The 15,775-nt window shown below is 46.2% G+C and carries 13 protein-coding genes; 4 read left to right on the top strand and 9 right to left on the bottom strand.

Annotated elements, in window-relative coordinates:
• Positions 1–60 precede the first annotated feature (60 nt).
• Genes leuC through leuB form a run of 4 tightly spaced genes read left to right on the top strand, consistent with a single transcriptional unit; the run spans position 61 to position 4,722 of the window.
• A complete protein-coding gene (gene leuC / locus PP178_RS07600; RefSeq protein ID WP_272593739.1) occupies positions 61–1,470 on the top strand; it encodes a 3-isopropylmalate dehydratase large subunit in 1,410 nt (469 codons plus the stop codon).
• A gap of 31 nt (positions 1,471–1,501) precedes the next feature.
• Positions 1,502–2,098 carry a 3-isopropylmalate dehydratase small subunit gene (gene leuD / locus PP178_RS07595; RefSeq protein WP_272593738.1) on the top strand — a complete coding sequence of 199 codons (597 nt, stop codon included), beginning with the start codon at positions 1,502–1,504 and terminating at the stop codon, positions 2,096–2,098.
• Positions 2,099–2,131: 33 nt separating this feature from the next.
• A complete protein-coding gene (locus PP178_RS07590; protein WP_272593737.1) occupies positions 2,132–3,649 on the top strand; it encodes an alpha-isopropylmalate synthase regulatory domain-containing protein in 1,518 nt (505 codons plus the stop codon).
• A gap of 17 nt (positions 3,650–3,666) precedes the next feature.
• Positions 3,667–4,722 carry a 3-isopropylmalate dehydrogenase gene (leuB, locus tag PP178_RS07585; RefSeq protein ID WP_272593736.1) on the top strand — a complete coding sequence of 352 codons (1,056 nt, stop codon included), beginning with the start codon at positions 3,667–3,669 and terminating at the stop codon, positions 4,720–4,722.
• On the opposite strand, the gene PP178_RS07580 is transcribed toward leuB, so the two are convergent.
• The 9 genes from PP178_RS07580 to pxpA form a co-directional block, all read right to left on the bottom strand.
• The gene (locus PP178_RS07580; protein ID WP_272593735.1) at positions 4,719–5,921 is read right to left on the bottom strand and encodes an MFS transporter; all 1,203 of its coding nucleotides are present in this window, start codon (positions 5,919–5,921) and stop codon (positions 4,719–4,721) included. The two genes, leuB and PP178_RS07580, sit on opposite strands and share 4 nt — an antisense overlap.
• Before the next feature lie 235 nt (positions 5,922–6,156).
• Positions 6,157–7,749, bottom strand: coding sequence for an NADP-dependent glyceraldehyde-3-phosphate dehydrogenase (locus tag PP178_RS07575; protein ID WP_272593734.1), 1,593 nt, complete (start codon positions 7,747–7,749; stop codon positions 6,157–6,159).
• Positions 7,750–7,790: 41 nt separating this feature from the next.
• Entirely contained in the window at positions 7,791–9,266 is a 1,476-nt protein-coding gene (ilvC, locus tag PP178_RS07570) for a ketol-acid reductoisomerase (protein WP_272593733.1), read from the bottom strand.
• Positions 9,267–9,305: 39 nt separating this feature from the next.
• Positions 9,306–9,833, bottom strand: a complete 528-nt coding sequence (gene ilvN / locus PP178_RS07565) for an acetolactate synthase small subunit (RefSeq protein ID WP_272593732.1) — start codon at positions 9,831–9,833, stop codon at positions 9,306–9,308.
• Positions 9,834–9,839: 6 nt separating this feature from the next.
• Positions 9,840–11,573, bottom strand: a complete 1,734-nt coding sequence (gene ilvB / locus PP178_RS07560; protein WP_272593731.1) for a biosynthetic-type acetolactate synthase large subunit — start codon at positions 11,571–11,573, stop codon at positions 9,840–9,842.
• A gap of 26 nt (positions 11,574–11,599) precedes the next feature.
• The gene (gene ilvD / locus PP178_RS07555) at positions 11,600–13,276 is read right to left on the bottom strand and encodes a dihydroxy-acid dehydratase (protein WP_272593730.1); all 1,677 of its coding nucleotides are present in this window, start codon (positions 13,274–13,276) and stop codon (positions 11,600–11,602) included.
• Between the two features lie 189 nt (positions 13,277–13,465).
• Positions 13,466–14,305 carry a biotin-dependent carboxyltransferase family protein gene (locus PP178_RS07550; protein WP_272593729.1) on the bottom strand — a complete coding sequence of 280 codons (840 nt, stop codon included), beginning with the start codon at positions 14,303–14,305 and terminating at the stop codon, positions 13,466–13,468.
• Positions 14,292–15,035, bottom strand: a complete 744-nt coding sequence (gene pxpB, locus PP178_RS07545; protein ID WP_272593728.1) for a 5-oxoprolinase subunit PxpB — start codon at positions 15,033–15,035, stop codon at positions 14,292–14,294. The genes PP178_RS07550 and pxpB overlap by 14 nt, the downstream gene beginning before the upstream one ends.
• The gene (gene pxpA / locus PP178_RS07540) at positions 15,032–15,775 is read right to left on the bottom strand and encodes a 5-oxoprolinase subunit PxpA (protein WP_272593727.1); all 744 of its coding nucleotides are present in this window, start codon (positions 15,773–15,775) and stop codon (positions 15,032–15,034) included. The genes pxpB and pxpA overlap by 4 nt, the downstream gene beginning before the upstream one ends.

Raw genomic sequence — 15,775 nt, 5'->3', positions numbered from 1 at the left:
AAATATGCTTTAGTATTTTTGATGGCTTAAATTACTGGCTAATCACAAGCTATTTCAATTATGAGTAAAACACTGTTTGATAAGGTCTGGGACGCCCACGTGATCAAAAAGATTGAGAACGGGCCACAAGTACTATTTATAGATCGGCACCTTGTCCATGAAGTAACCAGCCCGGTAGCTTTCCTGGGGCTTAAAAATCGTGGGATTAAAGTTCGCTTCCCGGAACGGACCTTTGCAACCGCAGATCACAATACGCCTACCCGGAATCAACATTTACCGGTAGCGGACCCACTTTCTGCCAACCAGTTGAAAATGTTGGAACAGAATGCCGCCGAACACGGTATACCCTACTGGGGACTAGGGCATGAAAAGAACGGGATAGTACATGTCATTGGACCGGAAAACGGGATAACCGTTCCCGGCGCAACTATTGTTTGCGGGGATTCCCATACGTCTACCCACGGGGCTTTTGGCGCCATAGCGTTTGGAATCGGGACTTCTGAGGTAGAAATGGTTCTAGCCACTCAATGCATACTGCAACCCAAACCCAAGCGGATGCGAATCAATGTACATGGCAAATTGAATGCCGGTGTTACCCCTAAAGATGTAGCACTTTATATTATCTCGCGACTTACAACCTCCGGGGCCACCGGGTACTTTGTAGAGTATGCCGGGGAAGTATTCCGCGACATGTCTATGGAGGGCCGAATGACCGTTTGTAACCTGAGTATTGAAATGGGTGCCAGGGGCGGAATGATGTCACCGGATGAAAAGACTTTTGAATATATCAAAGGCCGGGAACATACTCCGAAAGGAGAAGCCTGGGATACCGCGATGGAATATTGGGATACTTTAAAGACCGATGAGGATGCCATATTTGACAAGGAAGTCAGTTTTAACGGGGAGGATATAGAACCGATGATCACTTATGGTACCAATCCCGGGATGGGTGTCGGTATCACCATGGGTATACCTACAGCTGATGCTGTGGAAGGCGGAGCTGCAACCTATGCAAAATCGCTGGCTTATATGGATTTCCAGGAAGGGGAATCTATGATTGGAAAACCGATAGACTTCGTTTTCCTCGGGAGTTGTACCAACGGCCGGATTGAGGATTTCAGGGCATTTACCGGTATTGTAAAGGGCCGGAAGAAAGCAGAGCATGTTACGGCATGGCTGGTGCCCGGGTCTCACAAGGTAGAAGCTGCCATCAAGGAAGAAGGCTTGTTGGATATACTAATCGAAGCAGGATTTGAATTAAGGGAACCCGGCTGTTCGGCTTGCCTTGCGATGAACGACGATAAGATCCCGGCCGGTAAATACGCGGTAAGTACTTCTAACAGGAATTTTGAAGGCAGACAAGGGCCTGGTGCACGTACCTTGCTTGCCAGTCCCCTGGTTGCTGCGGCTGCTGCGGTAACGGGGAAGGTGACTGATCCGAGAGAGCTCCTGGAATTGGCCACCGCATAAAGTCGAAGAATTAATTAAAAGATTACAAAAAATGGCTTACGATAAATTTGATGTACTCACCAGCTCAGCAGTACCCTTACCTATAGAAAATGTGGATACGGACCAGATCATCCCGGCTCGTTTCCTGAAAGCTACGGAACGTGAAGGATTTGGAGACAATCTTTTCCGCGACTGGCGTTACCACCCGGACAATAGCCCTAAAGAACATTTTGTACTGAACAATCCAATATATTCGGGTAAGATTCTCGTAGGTGGGAAGAATTTCGGATCCGGCTCCTCTCGGGAACACGCTGCATGGGCGGTGTATGACTACGGTTTTCGCTGCGTGGTTTCCAGTTTCTTTGCAGACATCTTCAGGAATAACTGCCTGAACGTTGGCGTTCTCCCGGTACAGGTGAGTGCAGCTTTCCTGCAACAGATCTTTGAAGCGATTGAAAAAGACCCGAAGGCAGAAATTGAGGTCGATCTACCGGAGCAAAGCATTACCATCCTCCCTACCGGTGCTAAGGAAACTTTTGATATCAACCCGTATAAGAAAGACAATATGCTGAACGGTTTTGATGATATCGATTTCCTTTTAAATCTCGAGGACGACATTACCGCATTTAACGCCCAGAATCCATTATAATATATTGCTAAATTCCCATAGCCCGGTGATGTAATGAAAAAGAGAACCATAGAAATAATGGATACCACCCTCAGGGATGGGGAACAGACTTCGGGGGTTTCCTTTTCAGCCTCGGAAAAACTTACCCTGGCCAAATTGTTGTTGGATGAATTAAAGGTAGATCGTATAGAGGTTGCCTCTGCCAGGGTTTCGGAAGGGGAATTCCAGTCCGTAGCTCAGATCACCCAATGGGCCGCAGAAAAGGGCTACCTGGACCGGGTTGAGGTGCTTACCTTTGTCGACGGCGGAAGTTCTATTGAATGGATGCTTAAAGCGGGGGCCAGGGTGCAGAACCTGTTGACAAAAGGCTCCTTAAATCACCTGACCCATCAACTAAAAAAGTCACCTGAACAACATTTTAATGAGATTGCTGCTGTAGTTGCACAGGCAGAAAAGAACGGGATAAAAACCAACGTTTACCTGGAAGACTGGAGCAATGGCATGCGTAATTCTCCGGACTATGTCTATAGTTTTATCAATTACCTGGCCACTCTACCCATAAAAAGACTTTTACTGCCTGATACGCTGGGAATCCTAACCCCTTCTGAAACCTATACCTTTTTGTCCGATATCAGGAAGAAATACCCGCAATTACATATTGATTTTCACGGCCATAATGATTATGACCTGAGTGTCGCTAATGTAATGGAAGCACTGAGAGCCGGATGTGATGGACTACACCTTACCGTGAACGGCATGGGCGAACGGGCGGGAAATGCCCCATTAGCCAGCGTAGTGGCCGTGGTGAACGACTTTATGCCCCATCACCGGATCAATGTCAAAGAATCTTCGCTATTCAAAGTCAGTAAGCTGGTGTCTACCTTTACAGGTTTTGGCATCCCTGCCAACAAACCTATCGTAGGTGACAATGTTTTTACACAAACTGCTGGAATACATGCAGATGGAGATAATAAAAAGAATCTTTACTTTAATGATCTTTTACCAGAGAGATTCGGGCGGAAACGGAAATATGCACTTGGTAAGACCTCGGGAAAAGCCAATATTCAAAAGAATCTGCAGGAACTGGGACTTACCCTGAATGATGAAGAGCTCAAAAAAGTTACCCAGAGGATTATAGAATTGGGAGATAAAAAAGAAAAGGTAACCAAGGAAGATCTTCCCTACATTATTTCTGATGTATTGGACAGCAACACTTATCAGCAAAGGGTTTTTGTTAGGTCTTACGTTCTTACGCATTCTAAGGGCCTTAAACCATCCACCACGGTAGCTGTGGAAATCGACGGAGATTCTCACGAGGAGAATGCCCAGGGGGACGGGCAGTTTGATGCCTTTATGAACGCTTTGAGGAAGGTGTATTCTTCTCGGAAAATGGAGCTCCCTACCCTGACCGATTACGCCGTTCGAATACCACCGGGCAGTAATTCCGATTCCCTTTGTGAAACCATTATCACCTGGGAACATAAGGGCAAGGAGTTCAAGACCAGGGGGCTGGATTCTGATCAAACCGTATCGGCTATTAAAGCCACGGAGAAAATGCTGAATATTTTTTAATCATCAAATATCAACACATGAACCTAAATATCGCCTTATTGGCCGGGGACGGCATTGGTCCGGAAGTAATAGACCAGGCTGTCAAGGTCTGCGATGCAGTAGCGAAAAAGTTTGACCATAGCATTAAATGGATTCCTGCCCTTACGGGCGCCGCAGCCATCGACGCTGTCGGGGATCCCTACCCTCCTGAAACCCATAAGATATGCCAGGATGCAGACGCCGTGCTTTTCGGCGCTATTGGGCACCCGAGGTTTGATAACGATCCTTCTGCCAAAGTACGCCCGGAACAGGGACTTCTGAAAATGCGGCAGGAATTGGGTTTATTTGCCAACGTACGTCCAACCTTCACATTTCCTTCCCTGGTCGATAAATCACCCTTAAAAAGGGAGCGTATAGAGGGAACAGACCTGGTCTTCCTTCGAGAACTTACCGGAGGTATCTATTTTGGAAAACGCGGCAGGGAAGATAATGGGGATACAGCCTATGACACCTGTACTTATACCCGGAAAGAAGTACAACGCCTGGCTAAGAAAGGTTTTGAACTGGCCATGCGAAGGAATAAGAAACTTTGCTGTGTCGATAAAGCCAACGTATTAGAGTCTTCAAGATTATGGAGAGAAACGGTACAGGCTATGGAAAAGGATTACCCGGAAGTAACCGTCAGTTATGAATTCGTCGATGCTGTGGCTATGCGCTTGGTACAATGGCCCAATACTTATGATGTTTTGATCACTGAAAATCTCTTTGGAGATATCCTGACAGATGAAGCTTCTGTAATTTCAGGTTCCATGGGATTAATGCCTTCAGCTTCGGTTGGAGAAAAAGTATCGCTATACGAACCTATCCATGGTTCGTATCCCCAGGCCGCAGGGAAAAATATTGCCAATCCCATGGCTACCATACTTTCTGCCGCTATGATGTTCGATGATTTTGGACTAACAGAGGAAGCAACCGCAATCAGGGACGCCGTAAACCAGGCCTTGGAAAAAGGCGTGGTTACCGAGGACCTTGCCGATAAGGGCACAGCACATGGAACAAAAGAGGTAGGAGATTGGTTAGCAGCGCAGATCTAGGACTGTAATGCCAGTTTCCTTCTGCGATGCTTTACCTGGCGACGCTGCATAAGTAAGAGAACTGTTGCGATAAGCACCCCTACCCCTGCCAAACCTGCTCCGACGAGACCGGGCTTGGTAAAATCGTACCCCATAGCGATGGGTAAGCCACCGAAGAAGGCCCCGGATGCATTTGCCATATTAAAAGCGCTCTGGTTCAATGAAGAGCCTAGCATCTCAGAGCCCTTGGATTGTTGTATTATGGCCATCTGCACCGGAGTTCCCACCGTAAAAGCAACCATACTGATAACAAATGTCATAATTATGGCCGCATAAGGATCTACTGCGATAAAACTATTTAGCACCAGTACCAAGGTCATCAGCACCAGGCTGGTAACCACTGCTTTCATAGGCGCAAACCATTCTGCCAGTTTAGCCCCGAGGAAGTTCCCTGCGACCATTCCTAAGCCGGCGAGGATCATAGCGTAGCTCACCATCTCCTCTTCCCAGCCCGAAACTTTGGTTAAAAGCGGAGCAATATAACTGTACCAGGCAAAGAATCCACCAGTTCCTATAGTGGTGAGAAGAATTAAACCCAGGACCTGTGGTTTAGCAAGTATCCCAATATCTTTTCCAAATCCCTGTGTTGATGCCTTTTCCTGGGCCGGGATCCAGAAATATACACTAAACAACGTTAGTAATCCTACGATACCTGCCAGCAAGAAAGACCAGCTCCAGTGGATCTGTTGTCCGAGGTATGTCCCCAGGGGAACTCCCAGTACATTAGCGACCGTAAGCCCCGCGAACATGGTTGCAATTGCCTGTGCCGCCTTACCTTTCCTGGCCAATTTTGCCGCCACCACGGCCCCGATTCCAAAGAATGCACCATGGGGAAGGCCAGACAGGAACCTGCTTAGCATCAACAGCTCGTAATTAGGGGCAAAGGCTGACAGTGTATTAAAAACCGTAAACCACAGCATGAGGTATAACATAACTTTATGAGCCTCCCATTTCCCGGCAACTGCGGTCAGCAAAGGCGCTCCTACAACCACCCCAAGGGCATAAGCCGCAATAAAATGGCCTGCTTTGGCGATACTGATATCCAGGTCCTGGGCGACGTTAGGCAGAATCCCCATGATTACAAATTCTGTAAGCCCTATCCCGAAACCACCCATGGCAAGGGCAAAGAGGGCTTTATTTCTCGATATATCCGGTTTCATTTATATAAATTTTAGGGCTTCTATGTCCCCTCGGTGAACTACAGAGGAGTTTTGAATTCAAAATTAGCAGTAGATACGAGTGAACAGCTGTCTTGGATTACCAGATTCATGTAGTATTTTACCCTTTATGCTCTCTTATGAGCTAAACCCGGGTTAAAATCAGACATGTGGGCTAGTGAAACAGAAAAGCCCTTTCCGTATTGGAAAGGGCTTGAAATCCATTTTTAGTTATGTGTTATAGAATGTAATCTGTGCTGATAAAATTAGAGAGTTTGGTCTCTAAAAGCTGCTCTACCGTATCGGTATTTAAGGGGTTGTCCTTGAAGGCCACGAAAGTACGGATAGAGAAGGATCGCAGAGCATCGTGAACACTCAGCGTAGATTGTGCCGAATCTTTTCTCCCGGTAAAAGGATACACATCAGGTCCTCTTTGGCAAGAGCTGTTCAAATTCACCCTGCATACAAGGTTTACCAGTGTATCTATTAAAGGGGCCAGGGTATAGACATCTTTCCCGAACAGGCTCACTTGCTGCCCATAGTTGCTCTCGGCCATATCATCCAAAGGCTCCTCGATATCCTGGAAGGACATTACCGGGATTACCGGACCAAATTGTTCTTCCCGGTATACCCTCATATCCTTGGTAACGGGGTACAGTACGGCAGGCCAAATATAATTTTCACTGCGTTCCCCACCTTTTTCATTAATGATCTTTGCGCCTTTTTCCAGGGCGTCATCAATGAGTTCCTGTATGTAATCCGGCTTTCCCGGTTCCGGCAGTGGGGTTAATTTTACACCTTTTTCCCAGGGGTTGCCGAATTTTAGACCATCGACCCTTTTTGCAAAACGTTCCAGGAATTCCTCTTTTACCTCCTTATGAACGTATACGATCTTCAAGGCAGTACAGCGCTGCCCGTTAAAAGACAGGGTTCCCGCGATGCATTCATCAATGGTAAGATCTAGGTCGGCATCCGGCAGGATAATTGCCGGGTTCTTGGCTTCAAGACCCAGCACCAGTCGAAGCCTGTTGCTTTTTGGATGTTGTTCCTGTAGTGCGTTTGCCGACTTGCTGTTACCGATCAAGGCGAGTACATCTACTTTCCCGGTTTTCATAATCGGTGCGGCCACTGCTCTTCCCCTTCCAAATAAAATATTAACCACTCCTTTTGGAAAACTGGACTGGAAAGCCTCCAGCAAGGGCGTGATCAATAAGACTCCGTGCTTTGCCGGTTTAAAAATGGTCGTATTTCCCATGATGATAGCCGGGATCAACAAGGCAAAGGTTTCGTTAAGGGGATAGTTATAAGGTCCCAGGCAAAGAACAACACCAAGTGGCCCCCTCCTGATATGGGCATACACCCCATCATGTTTAGTAAACTTAGCCGAATTCCTATCCAGTTCCCGGTAGTCCTCAATGGTGTTATAGATGTACTCCACCGTACGGTCAAACTCCTTTTCTGAATCGGGTAGTGACTTCCCGATCTCCCACATCAGTAGTTTTACGATCTCGTCTCGTTTAGATTCCATCTGGCTTACAAACTTCATCATGCACTCAATACGATCTTTCACCCGCATAGTAGGCCAGACTCCCTTTCCCTGGTCAAAAGCATCAAGGGCACCCTGTAAGGCGTCCAGGGCCTCGGGCTCCCCCATATCAGGGATACTACCCAGCAAGGTCGGAGCATAGGTTTCTGTAGACGAGATAGAGGAATACACCTCTGTAGTTGCACCATCCCAGTGCTCTAGCTTTCCGTTCACCAGGTATTTTTGCTGGTGAATAGGATTATCAATGGCATAGGCCGCTGGAATCTGATTTATAGTATGTTCCATAATTAAATGGTTATGTTAATTGTTGTATAATCGAGTTAATTTTAAGCCAGGGGTTTCATCGCTGTCATTGATGCTCTTAGCCTTGCACCTACGATTTCAACAGGGTGTTCTCTCAAAGCTTTATTAACAGCGATGAGCTTGGCATTATCAACCCCGTTGCCTTTGTCACTGGCGTATCCTTTCCCTATCACATCGGTGCCTACTTTTTTCATAAAATCGGCTAAAAGTGGTTTACAGGCGTGATCAAATAGATAGCAGCCATATTCTGCAGTATCCGAGATAACCCGGTTCATTTCAAAAAGTTTTTTCCGCGCAATGGTATTGGCAATCAGAGGAGTTTCGTGCAGGGATTCGTAGTAAGCCGATTCCCCGATAATACCCGATTCGGTCATCGCCTCGTAAGCAAGCTCTACTCCTGCCCTGACCATAGCCACCATTAACACGCCATGATCATAATATTCCTGTTCGGAAATCTTGTGATCCCCTGCGGGCGTTTTTTCAAAAGCTGTTTCTCCTGTCGCTGCACGCCACGCGTGGAGGTTTTTATCATCATTGGCCCAATCCTCCATCATAGTTTTCGAGAAGTGACCACTCATGATATCATCCATGTGTTTGTTGAACAATGGCCTCATGATCTCCTTAAGTTCTTCGGACAGTTCAAATGCCTTGATCTTTGCCGGGTTGGATAACCGATCCATCATATTCGTAATCCCTCCGTACTTCAGTCCTTCAGTCACGGTCTCCCATCCATACTGAATCAATTTGGACGCATAGCCGGGTTCTATTCCTTCTGCAATCATCTTATCAAAACAAAGTATGGATCCTGTCTGCAGAAGACCGCAAAGAATCGTCTGTTCTCCCATAAGATCCGATTTTACTTCGGCGACAAACGAAGATTCCAGTACCCCTGCTTTATGACCACCTGTGGCTACTGCATATGCCTTGGCCTGCTCCAACCCTTTATGCTCCGGATCATTCTCCGGGTGAACAGCGATCAGGGTAGGCACCCCGAATCCGCGTTTATACTCTTCTCGCACCTCTGATCCCGGGCTTTTTGGGGCGACCATGATCACGGTGAGATCCTCACGCACCTTCATGCCTTCTTCCACTATATTAAAACCATGGGAATACGATAGTGTGGCTCCTTTTTTCATTTGTGGCATTACCGCTTTGATCACTGCCGTATGCTGTTTATCCGGGGTGAGATTGATCACCAGGTCTGCAGAGGGTATCATTTCTTTATAGGTACCCACTTTGAATCCATTTTCCTTGGCATTCTGGTACGATGGCCGCTCTTCCGAGATTGCCGCTTCCCTAAGGGTATAGCCCACATCAAGACCGGAGTCCCTCATGTTAAGCCCTTGGTTGAGCCCTTGTGCTCCACAGCCTATAATTACTATTTTTTTACCTTTTAATGCGGATACACCATCCAAAAACTCGCTCGACTCCATAAACCGGCATTTACCCAGTTGCATCAGTTGTTCACGTAAGGAAAGTGTATTGAAATAATTTGCCATTTGTTGTAATGATTATTTGATAAATAAATATTGGTTTGATTATTTTTCCTCCATGGCGGCCAGGAAGGAAGAGATCTTCATCTCTGCCTTGGTCACCGTAATTCGCCCGGACCTGACAAATTGCATGATCCCGTAGGGCTTAAGTTGCTTGTACATTTCTTCTATCTCTTCCCGTTTACCGGTTTTAGCCAGAACAAAAAAATCCCTGGATACCGTCACGATCTGGGAATGATTATCCTTGATAATATTCTGTATCTGCCGTTCATCGAACAACAAGTGCGACGCAATCTTAAAGAGTGCTGATTCCTGGTAGATGGTTTCTTCATCCGTGTGGTAAAAAGCCTTGATTACCTCGATCTGTTTTTCAATCTGCATAACGATCTTACGCGTCCAGTCTTCCGTTGTAAAGACAACCACGGTAAACTTAGACACCCCTTCTATCTCTGATTTTGAGACATTTAAACTCTCAATGTTAATGTGTCTCTTCAGGAAAATTCCGGAAATCCTGTTCAGGAGTCCCACGTTGTTCTCAGAATATACTGAAATGGTAAACCATTTTTTTTCCATGCTGTATTATTTTAATCGAATGTCCGATACTGATGCGCCCGAAGGGATCATCGGGAAGACATTGTCCTCTTTTTCTACTCTAACCTCCAAGAAATACGGTTCCTTGGACTGTATCATCTCCGTAACTGCCTCCTGCAGATCTGACCTTTCTTCTACCCTCCTGGCTTTTAGGTGGTATCCTTCTGCAATTTTCACGAAGTCAGGGTTGGTCATCACAGTGGAGGCATAACGCTTTTCAAAGAACAATTCCTGCCACTGGCGAACCATACCCAGGTGTTCATTGTTGAGCACCACTATTTTAACGGCGGTCTTGTTCTGGAAGATCGTTGCCAGTTCCTGTATATTCATCTGGTACCCGCCATCTCCTATGATGGCGACAACTTCACGATCTTCTGCCCCCATTTTAGCCCCAATGGCCGCTGGGAGCGCAAAGCCCATGGTTCCAAGACCCCCGGAAGTAATATTACTTTTAGACTGGGTAAAGCGAGCATACCTGCAAGCGATCATCTGATGCTGGCCAACGTCTGAAACAATAACTGCGTTATCACCTGATGCTTTGTTGATAGCACCTATCACTTCTCCCATAGTGAGACCGGGTTTCTGTGGATTCAGGTCGGCTTTAATGACTGCTTCGTACTCTTGCTGATGTTTTTTCTTGAACTCATTATGCCATGACTCGTGGCTGTTTTCCTTTATCATTGGCAGCAGTTGCTGTAGAGAATCTTTTGCGTTGCCCAGAACAGCCACATCAACCTTGACATTCTTATCAATCTCGGCTGGATCTATCTCAAAGTGGATGATCTTGGCCTGTTTAGCGTAGGTATCCAGGTCACCGGTCACCCGGTCATCAAAGCGCATTCCGATGGCGATAAGTAAATCACACTCGTTCGTAAGTACATTGGGACCATAATTACCGTGCATGCCCACCATGCCTACATTTAGCGGATGATCGGTCTCCATCGCTGATAATCCCAGTATGGTCCACGCAGCGGGAATGCCGGCTTTTTCAACGAACGCTTTCAATTCTTTCTCAGCCTTGCCCAGGATAACCCCCTGCCCGTAAACGATGTAAGGCTTTTTAGCATTATTGATCAATGCCGCAGCCTCCTGAAGGCTACCCTTATCCGGCTCGGGATAAGGTTGGTAACTTCTCACCTGGTTACATGGTTTATAATCAAATTCCAATTCATCAAACTGGGCATTTTTAGTGATATCAACCAATACCGGGCCCGGCCTTCCTGATTTTGCTATATAAAAGGCTTTAGCCATGATCTCGGGAATCTCTGATGCCTTGGTCACTTGGTAGTTCCATTTAGTAACCGGTGTTGAAATTCCAATTATATCAGTTTCCTGGAAAGCATCTGATCCCAATAGATGCCTGGGCACCTGCCCGGTGATGCAAACCATTGGCGTGGAATCGATCTGGGCGTCTGCCAGGCCGGTTACAAGATTTGTCGCACCCGGACCGGAGGTAGCCATTGCAACTCCAACTTTCCCCGTGGCCCTGGCATAACCCTGGGCAGCATGAGCTGCACCTTGTTCGTGCCGAGTAAGGATGTGGGATAATTGATCCTGGAACTTGTACAATTCATCATAGACCGGCATAATGGCGCCCCCGGGATACCCATAAATTATGTCTACCCCCTCTGCCAGCAGGCAGTGTATAATTGCCTCTGCTCCACTGATCTTAGAACGTATTCCGCTTTCTTTCTTCGTTTTTTTGTCTTTTAAAGTTTCCATAGACCTGCTCTACTATGTTAGTATTGTTATAACTCGTCGGTCACACAACCCTGGGAAGCTGACGACACTGTTTTGGCATATTTAAAAAGGCTACCCCTTTTAACCTTTAACGGTGGAGGAGACCATGCGTCCTTACGAGCTTGGAGCTCTTCTTCGCTGAGTGCTACACTAATACTATTCTCCTCTGCATCAATGGTAATCATATCTCCATCTTTTAAAAGGGCAATTGTACCCCCTTCCTGGGCTTCGGGCGAGATATGCCCCACGACAAAACCATGGGTGCCTCCTGAAAACCGACCATCGGTGATCAGGGCTACATCCTTACCAAGACCTGCCCCCATAATGGCTGAAGTTGGCTTCAACATCTCTGGCATTCCCGGGCCTCCTTTTGGACCTTCATATCGAATGACGACCACATCTCCTTTTTTGACCAATCCTTTGCCTATACCTTCATTTGCTTTAAACTCATCTTCGAACACCTTCGCAGGACCCGTAAAATGTAATCCTTCTTTCCCGGTGATCTTTGCTACGGCTCCTTCTTCAGCGAGGTTACCATAAAGGACCCTCAAATGTCCCGTTGACTTAATTGGATCACTAATGGGATGAATTACTTCCTGACCTGACTTAAGTTCAGGGATGTCTTTCAGGTTTTCAGCCAAGGTTTTACCGGTAACGGTAAGGCAATCGCCATGCAACATATCGTTATCGAGCATAAATTTCATTACAGCCGGAATCCCGCCTACCCGGTAAACATCTTCCATCAGGTATTTCCCGCTCGGTTTCAGATCTGCAAGGAATGGGGTTGTATCACTGATACGCTGAAAATCATCCAGGGTAAAATTGATGTCAGCAGCTTTGGCAATAGCCAGGAAATGTAAGACTGCATTGGTAGACCCGCCAAGAACAATGATCAGTCGCACCGCATTTTCAAAAGACTTACGGCTGAGGATGTCCAAGGGCTTAATGTCCTTCTCCATCAGTACCCGGAGTGCCTTACCGGCTTTAATACAATCTTCCTTCTTATCCTTACCTACAGCAGGGTTAGAAGAATTATAGGGTAAAGCCATACCAAGGGCTTCAATGGCAGAAGCCATAGTATTTGCCGTGTACATACCTCCGCACGCGCCTGCACCTGGGCAGGCATTCTGAATCACTTCTTTGTATTCCTCTTCATTGATACTGCCTGCAACTTTTTCACCCCAGGCTTCAAAGGCGGAGACTACATCAAGACTTTTATTCCTTACACATCCTGATGCAATTGTGCCCCCGTAGACCATAACACTGGGCCTGTTCAGCCGTATCATCGCCATTAGAGCTCCCGGCATATTCTTATCGCATCCCACGACAGTCACCAGTCCATCGTAATTCATCGCTTGTACCACGGTTTCCATGGAGTCGGCGATAATATCCCTGGACGGTAGGGAATACCTCATCCCATAGGTCCCCATAGATATACCGTCGCTGACACCAATGGTATTGAATACCAATCCGACCATTCCTGCCTCGGCAACACCGGATTTTACATCCTGGGCAAGGTCATTGAGGTGCATATTACAAGGATTGCCTTCATAACCGGTACTTCCGATACCGACAAAAGGTTTATTCATGTCCTCTTCTTTTAACCCCAGGGCATAAAGCATGGCCTGGGAAGCCGGTTGAGAAGGATCCTGGGTAATTTGCTTGCTGTATTTATTCAATTCCATATATGCGGTGCGTCTTCCTAATTACAATGACTTTCAAAGATAAGCCTTTGACTAGGGCAGGATTCCGGCAGAAGGGAAAGAGGATAAATTCAATGCCTGTCAATAACACTTAAATTATTGATAAACAGCAACTTAAGAGGTGTATTGTTATTATATCCAGCAGGGGTAAAAAAGTAACAGAAGTTTTTATCAATGCATTCTTAAACGGATATGATCCCCGTATTTCTTCTGTGCCAGCAGGGAAACCGCCGTAGAAGAAAGCTGCAAAACCCTTGGGTATCCTCCGGTGGTCTGCCCGTCTCGCATCAGTATGATTAGTTTACCGGCAGGAGTAAACTGTATAGTACCCGGCAGGGTTGCCGAAGTTAGCATGCTCATTTTATGACCTTCAATAGCTTCTTCCAGTTGATAGGCCATGCGATTATTTTCTTTAGCGATGGTGAAGTTCTTACTGAATATCGCTTCCAGTTGGGTGTCGTTCAACATAGCATACTCCGGTCCCGGGCTTACTTTCAGTATATTTTCTTTATAAAACCCCTTGGTGGTCACACTGCTGATCCTCGGTTCAAAATCCAAGGTTTCCTCGTAAGGGATCTGCATGTGTTCCTTAACCATTGCTAAGTCCGTTACCGGGAAATAAAAGGATCTGCTGCCGAGCACCATTTTAGTCTTAAATCCGCCTTTAACGGCCAGGTAGCCCCTGAACCCATGTTCTAACTGACCAAAAGAAATTTCATCCCCGGCCTCTATCTTATGCACGCTATTCTTCTCCAAGGATTCATCATTGCATTTCATTGACAACTCTGCACCGGATGTTGCGATATAGGTAGCCTTCTCAAAAACCAAGGTTGGTCCTGTCATAGTGATCTCGAGTACGGCATCTTCTTCCTCGTTTTCAAGTAAAGAGTTGGCAACGGAAGCGGCATAACTGTCCATAGCACCTGATCCGGGGACACCTAACTTCCGGTAACCAAATCGTCCCAGGTCCTGTATACTTGTATATAGGCCCGTTTTCTTAACTGTCAGCATCCAACTTAATTTTTTCTATTTTATGAATACCAACTTCCGACTCTAATTTAAATAACTGGTACTCTCCTTCACTGATCTCGTAAAAACGAATCTTATCCCCGGTACTTATAAAGCTAGGAGGGTCATTCTCCGAGTTAAAACTCTGTATGGGACAATTGCCGATAATATTCCACCCCCCCGGTGATTCCTGGGGGTAGACACCAGTCTGTTGCCCGGCGAGTCCTACGGATCCGGCCTCAACCTTCATCCGCGGATGCTCTCTCCGGGGAACCTGCAAGCTTTCCGGAAGACCACCCAGGTACATAAAACCGGGCAGAAACCCTAAGCCATATACTGTATAAGTGCAAGAGGTATGTAAACTGACCAGCTCTTCTGGGGTCATTCCGAGTTTCTCAGACACTTCAGGCAGATCAGGTGCAAATTCTTTATCATAACATACGGGCAGTTTCCAGAGAAATCGATCGGGGCTTTCGGCCTTAGTCGCTTTTTCATACCACATTAGCAATTCTCGCTTCAGGTTAGCACTGTCCTCTATGGGCACTCTCCTGATGACTGCCATGGTATGATAGGCCGGGACCAGTTCCCACTTTTCTTTCTTAAGGCAGTTGCTCTCGAGGTAGCTGCTGAACTGCAGCATATCTTCAAGGATAGACTCCTTAACTTCTTCCGGCCATTTAATTAACATGGCATATTCCCCGAAGGGCTCTATGGATATAGGGTATTTATTCACTTGTCCAGGTATATTCCGTATTTGGGTAATTCTTTTGAAATATACGTCAATATTTGCAATGCAGAAGGTGTATCCCCGTGAATACAAAAGGTCTTTGCCTCTATTGAAATATCTTTATGGTCTATGCTTCTGACCTCTCTTTTAAGGATCATTCTTAACATGTGATTCAAAACTTCCTCGGGCGACTCGATCATGGAACCTTCCTGTTTTCTCGAGACCAAACTCAGGTCATTGTTATAAGCCCTGTCCCCAAAAGCTTCAAAAACAATTCTTCTCCCCAACCCAATGGCTTCTTCTACCAGTGCTGATCCATAGGGCGTATAAATTACCAACTCATCATCATATGGTTTTATCGCTTCCAGGAAAGATTTGCTAAGGGATCTATCTGTAGCAATGTCATTGTATAGTGCGCCATGAGGTTTAATATGGTATAAGGTACAATTCTCTTCTTCCGCAATTCTACAGATTAGGGATAATTGCTGCCTGATGGTATTAATCAGTTCGCTTTTCGTTAAGCTCATGGAAATCCTGCCAAAATTTTCCTGATCAGGGTATGAAGGATGAGCCCCCATTTTAATCCCATGGCTATTGGCAAGAGAGAGTACTCGTCTTATCTCCGCTTCATCTCCTGCATGACCTCCACAGGCAATACTGCACGAACTTATGTAAGGGAAAAGTTCAGCTTCATTCCCTATTCCCTCTCCTACATCACAATTGATATCAATTTTTCTCCTGTGCAT

Origin of the sequence: Zeaxanthinibacter sp. PT1, assembly GCF_028464225.1 — a bacterium.
In the GTDB taxonomy this organism is placed as follows: Bacteria; Bacteroidota; Bacteroidia; order Flavobacteriales; family Flavobacteriaceae; genus Zeaxanthinibacter.
The sequence above is the reverse complement of the archived record's forward strand: the minus strand, read 5'-3'. Positions and strand labels throughout refer to the sequence as shown.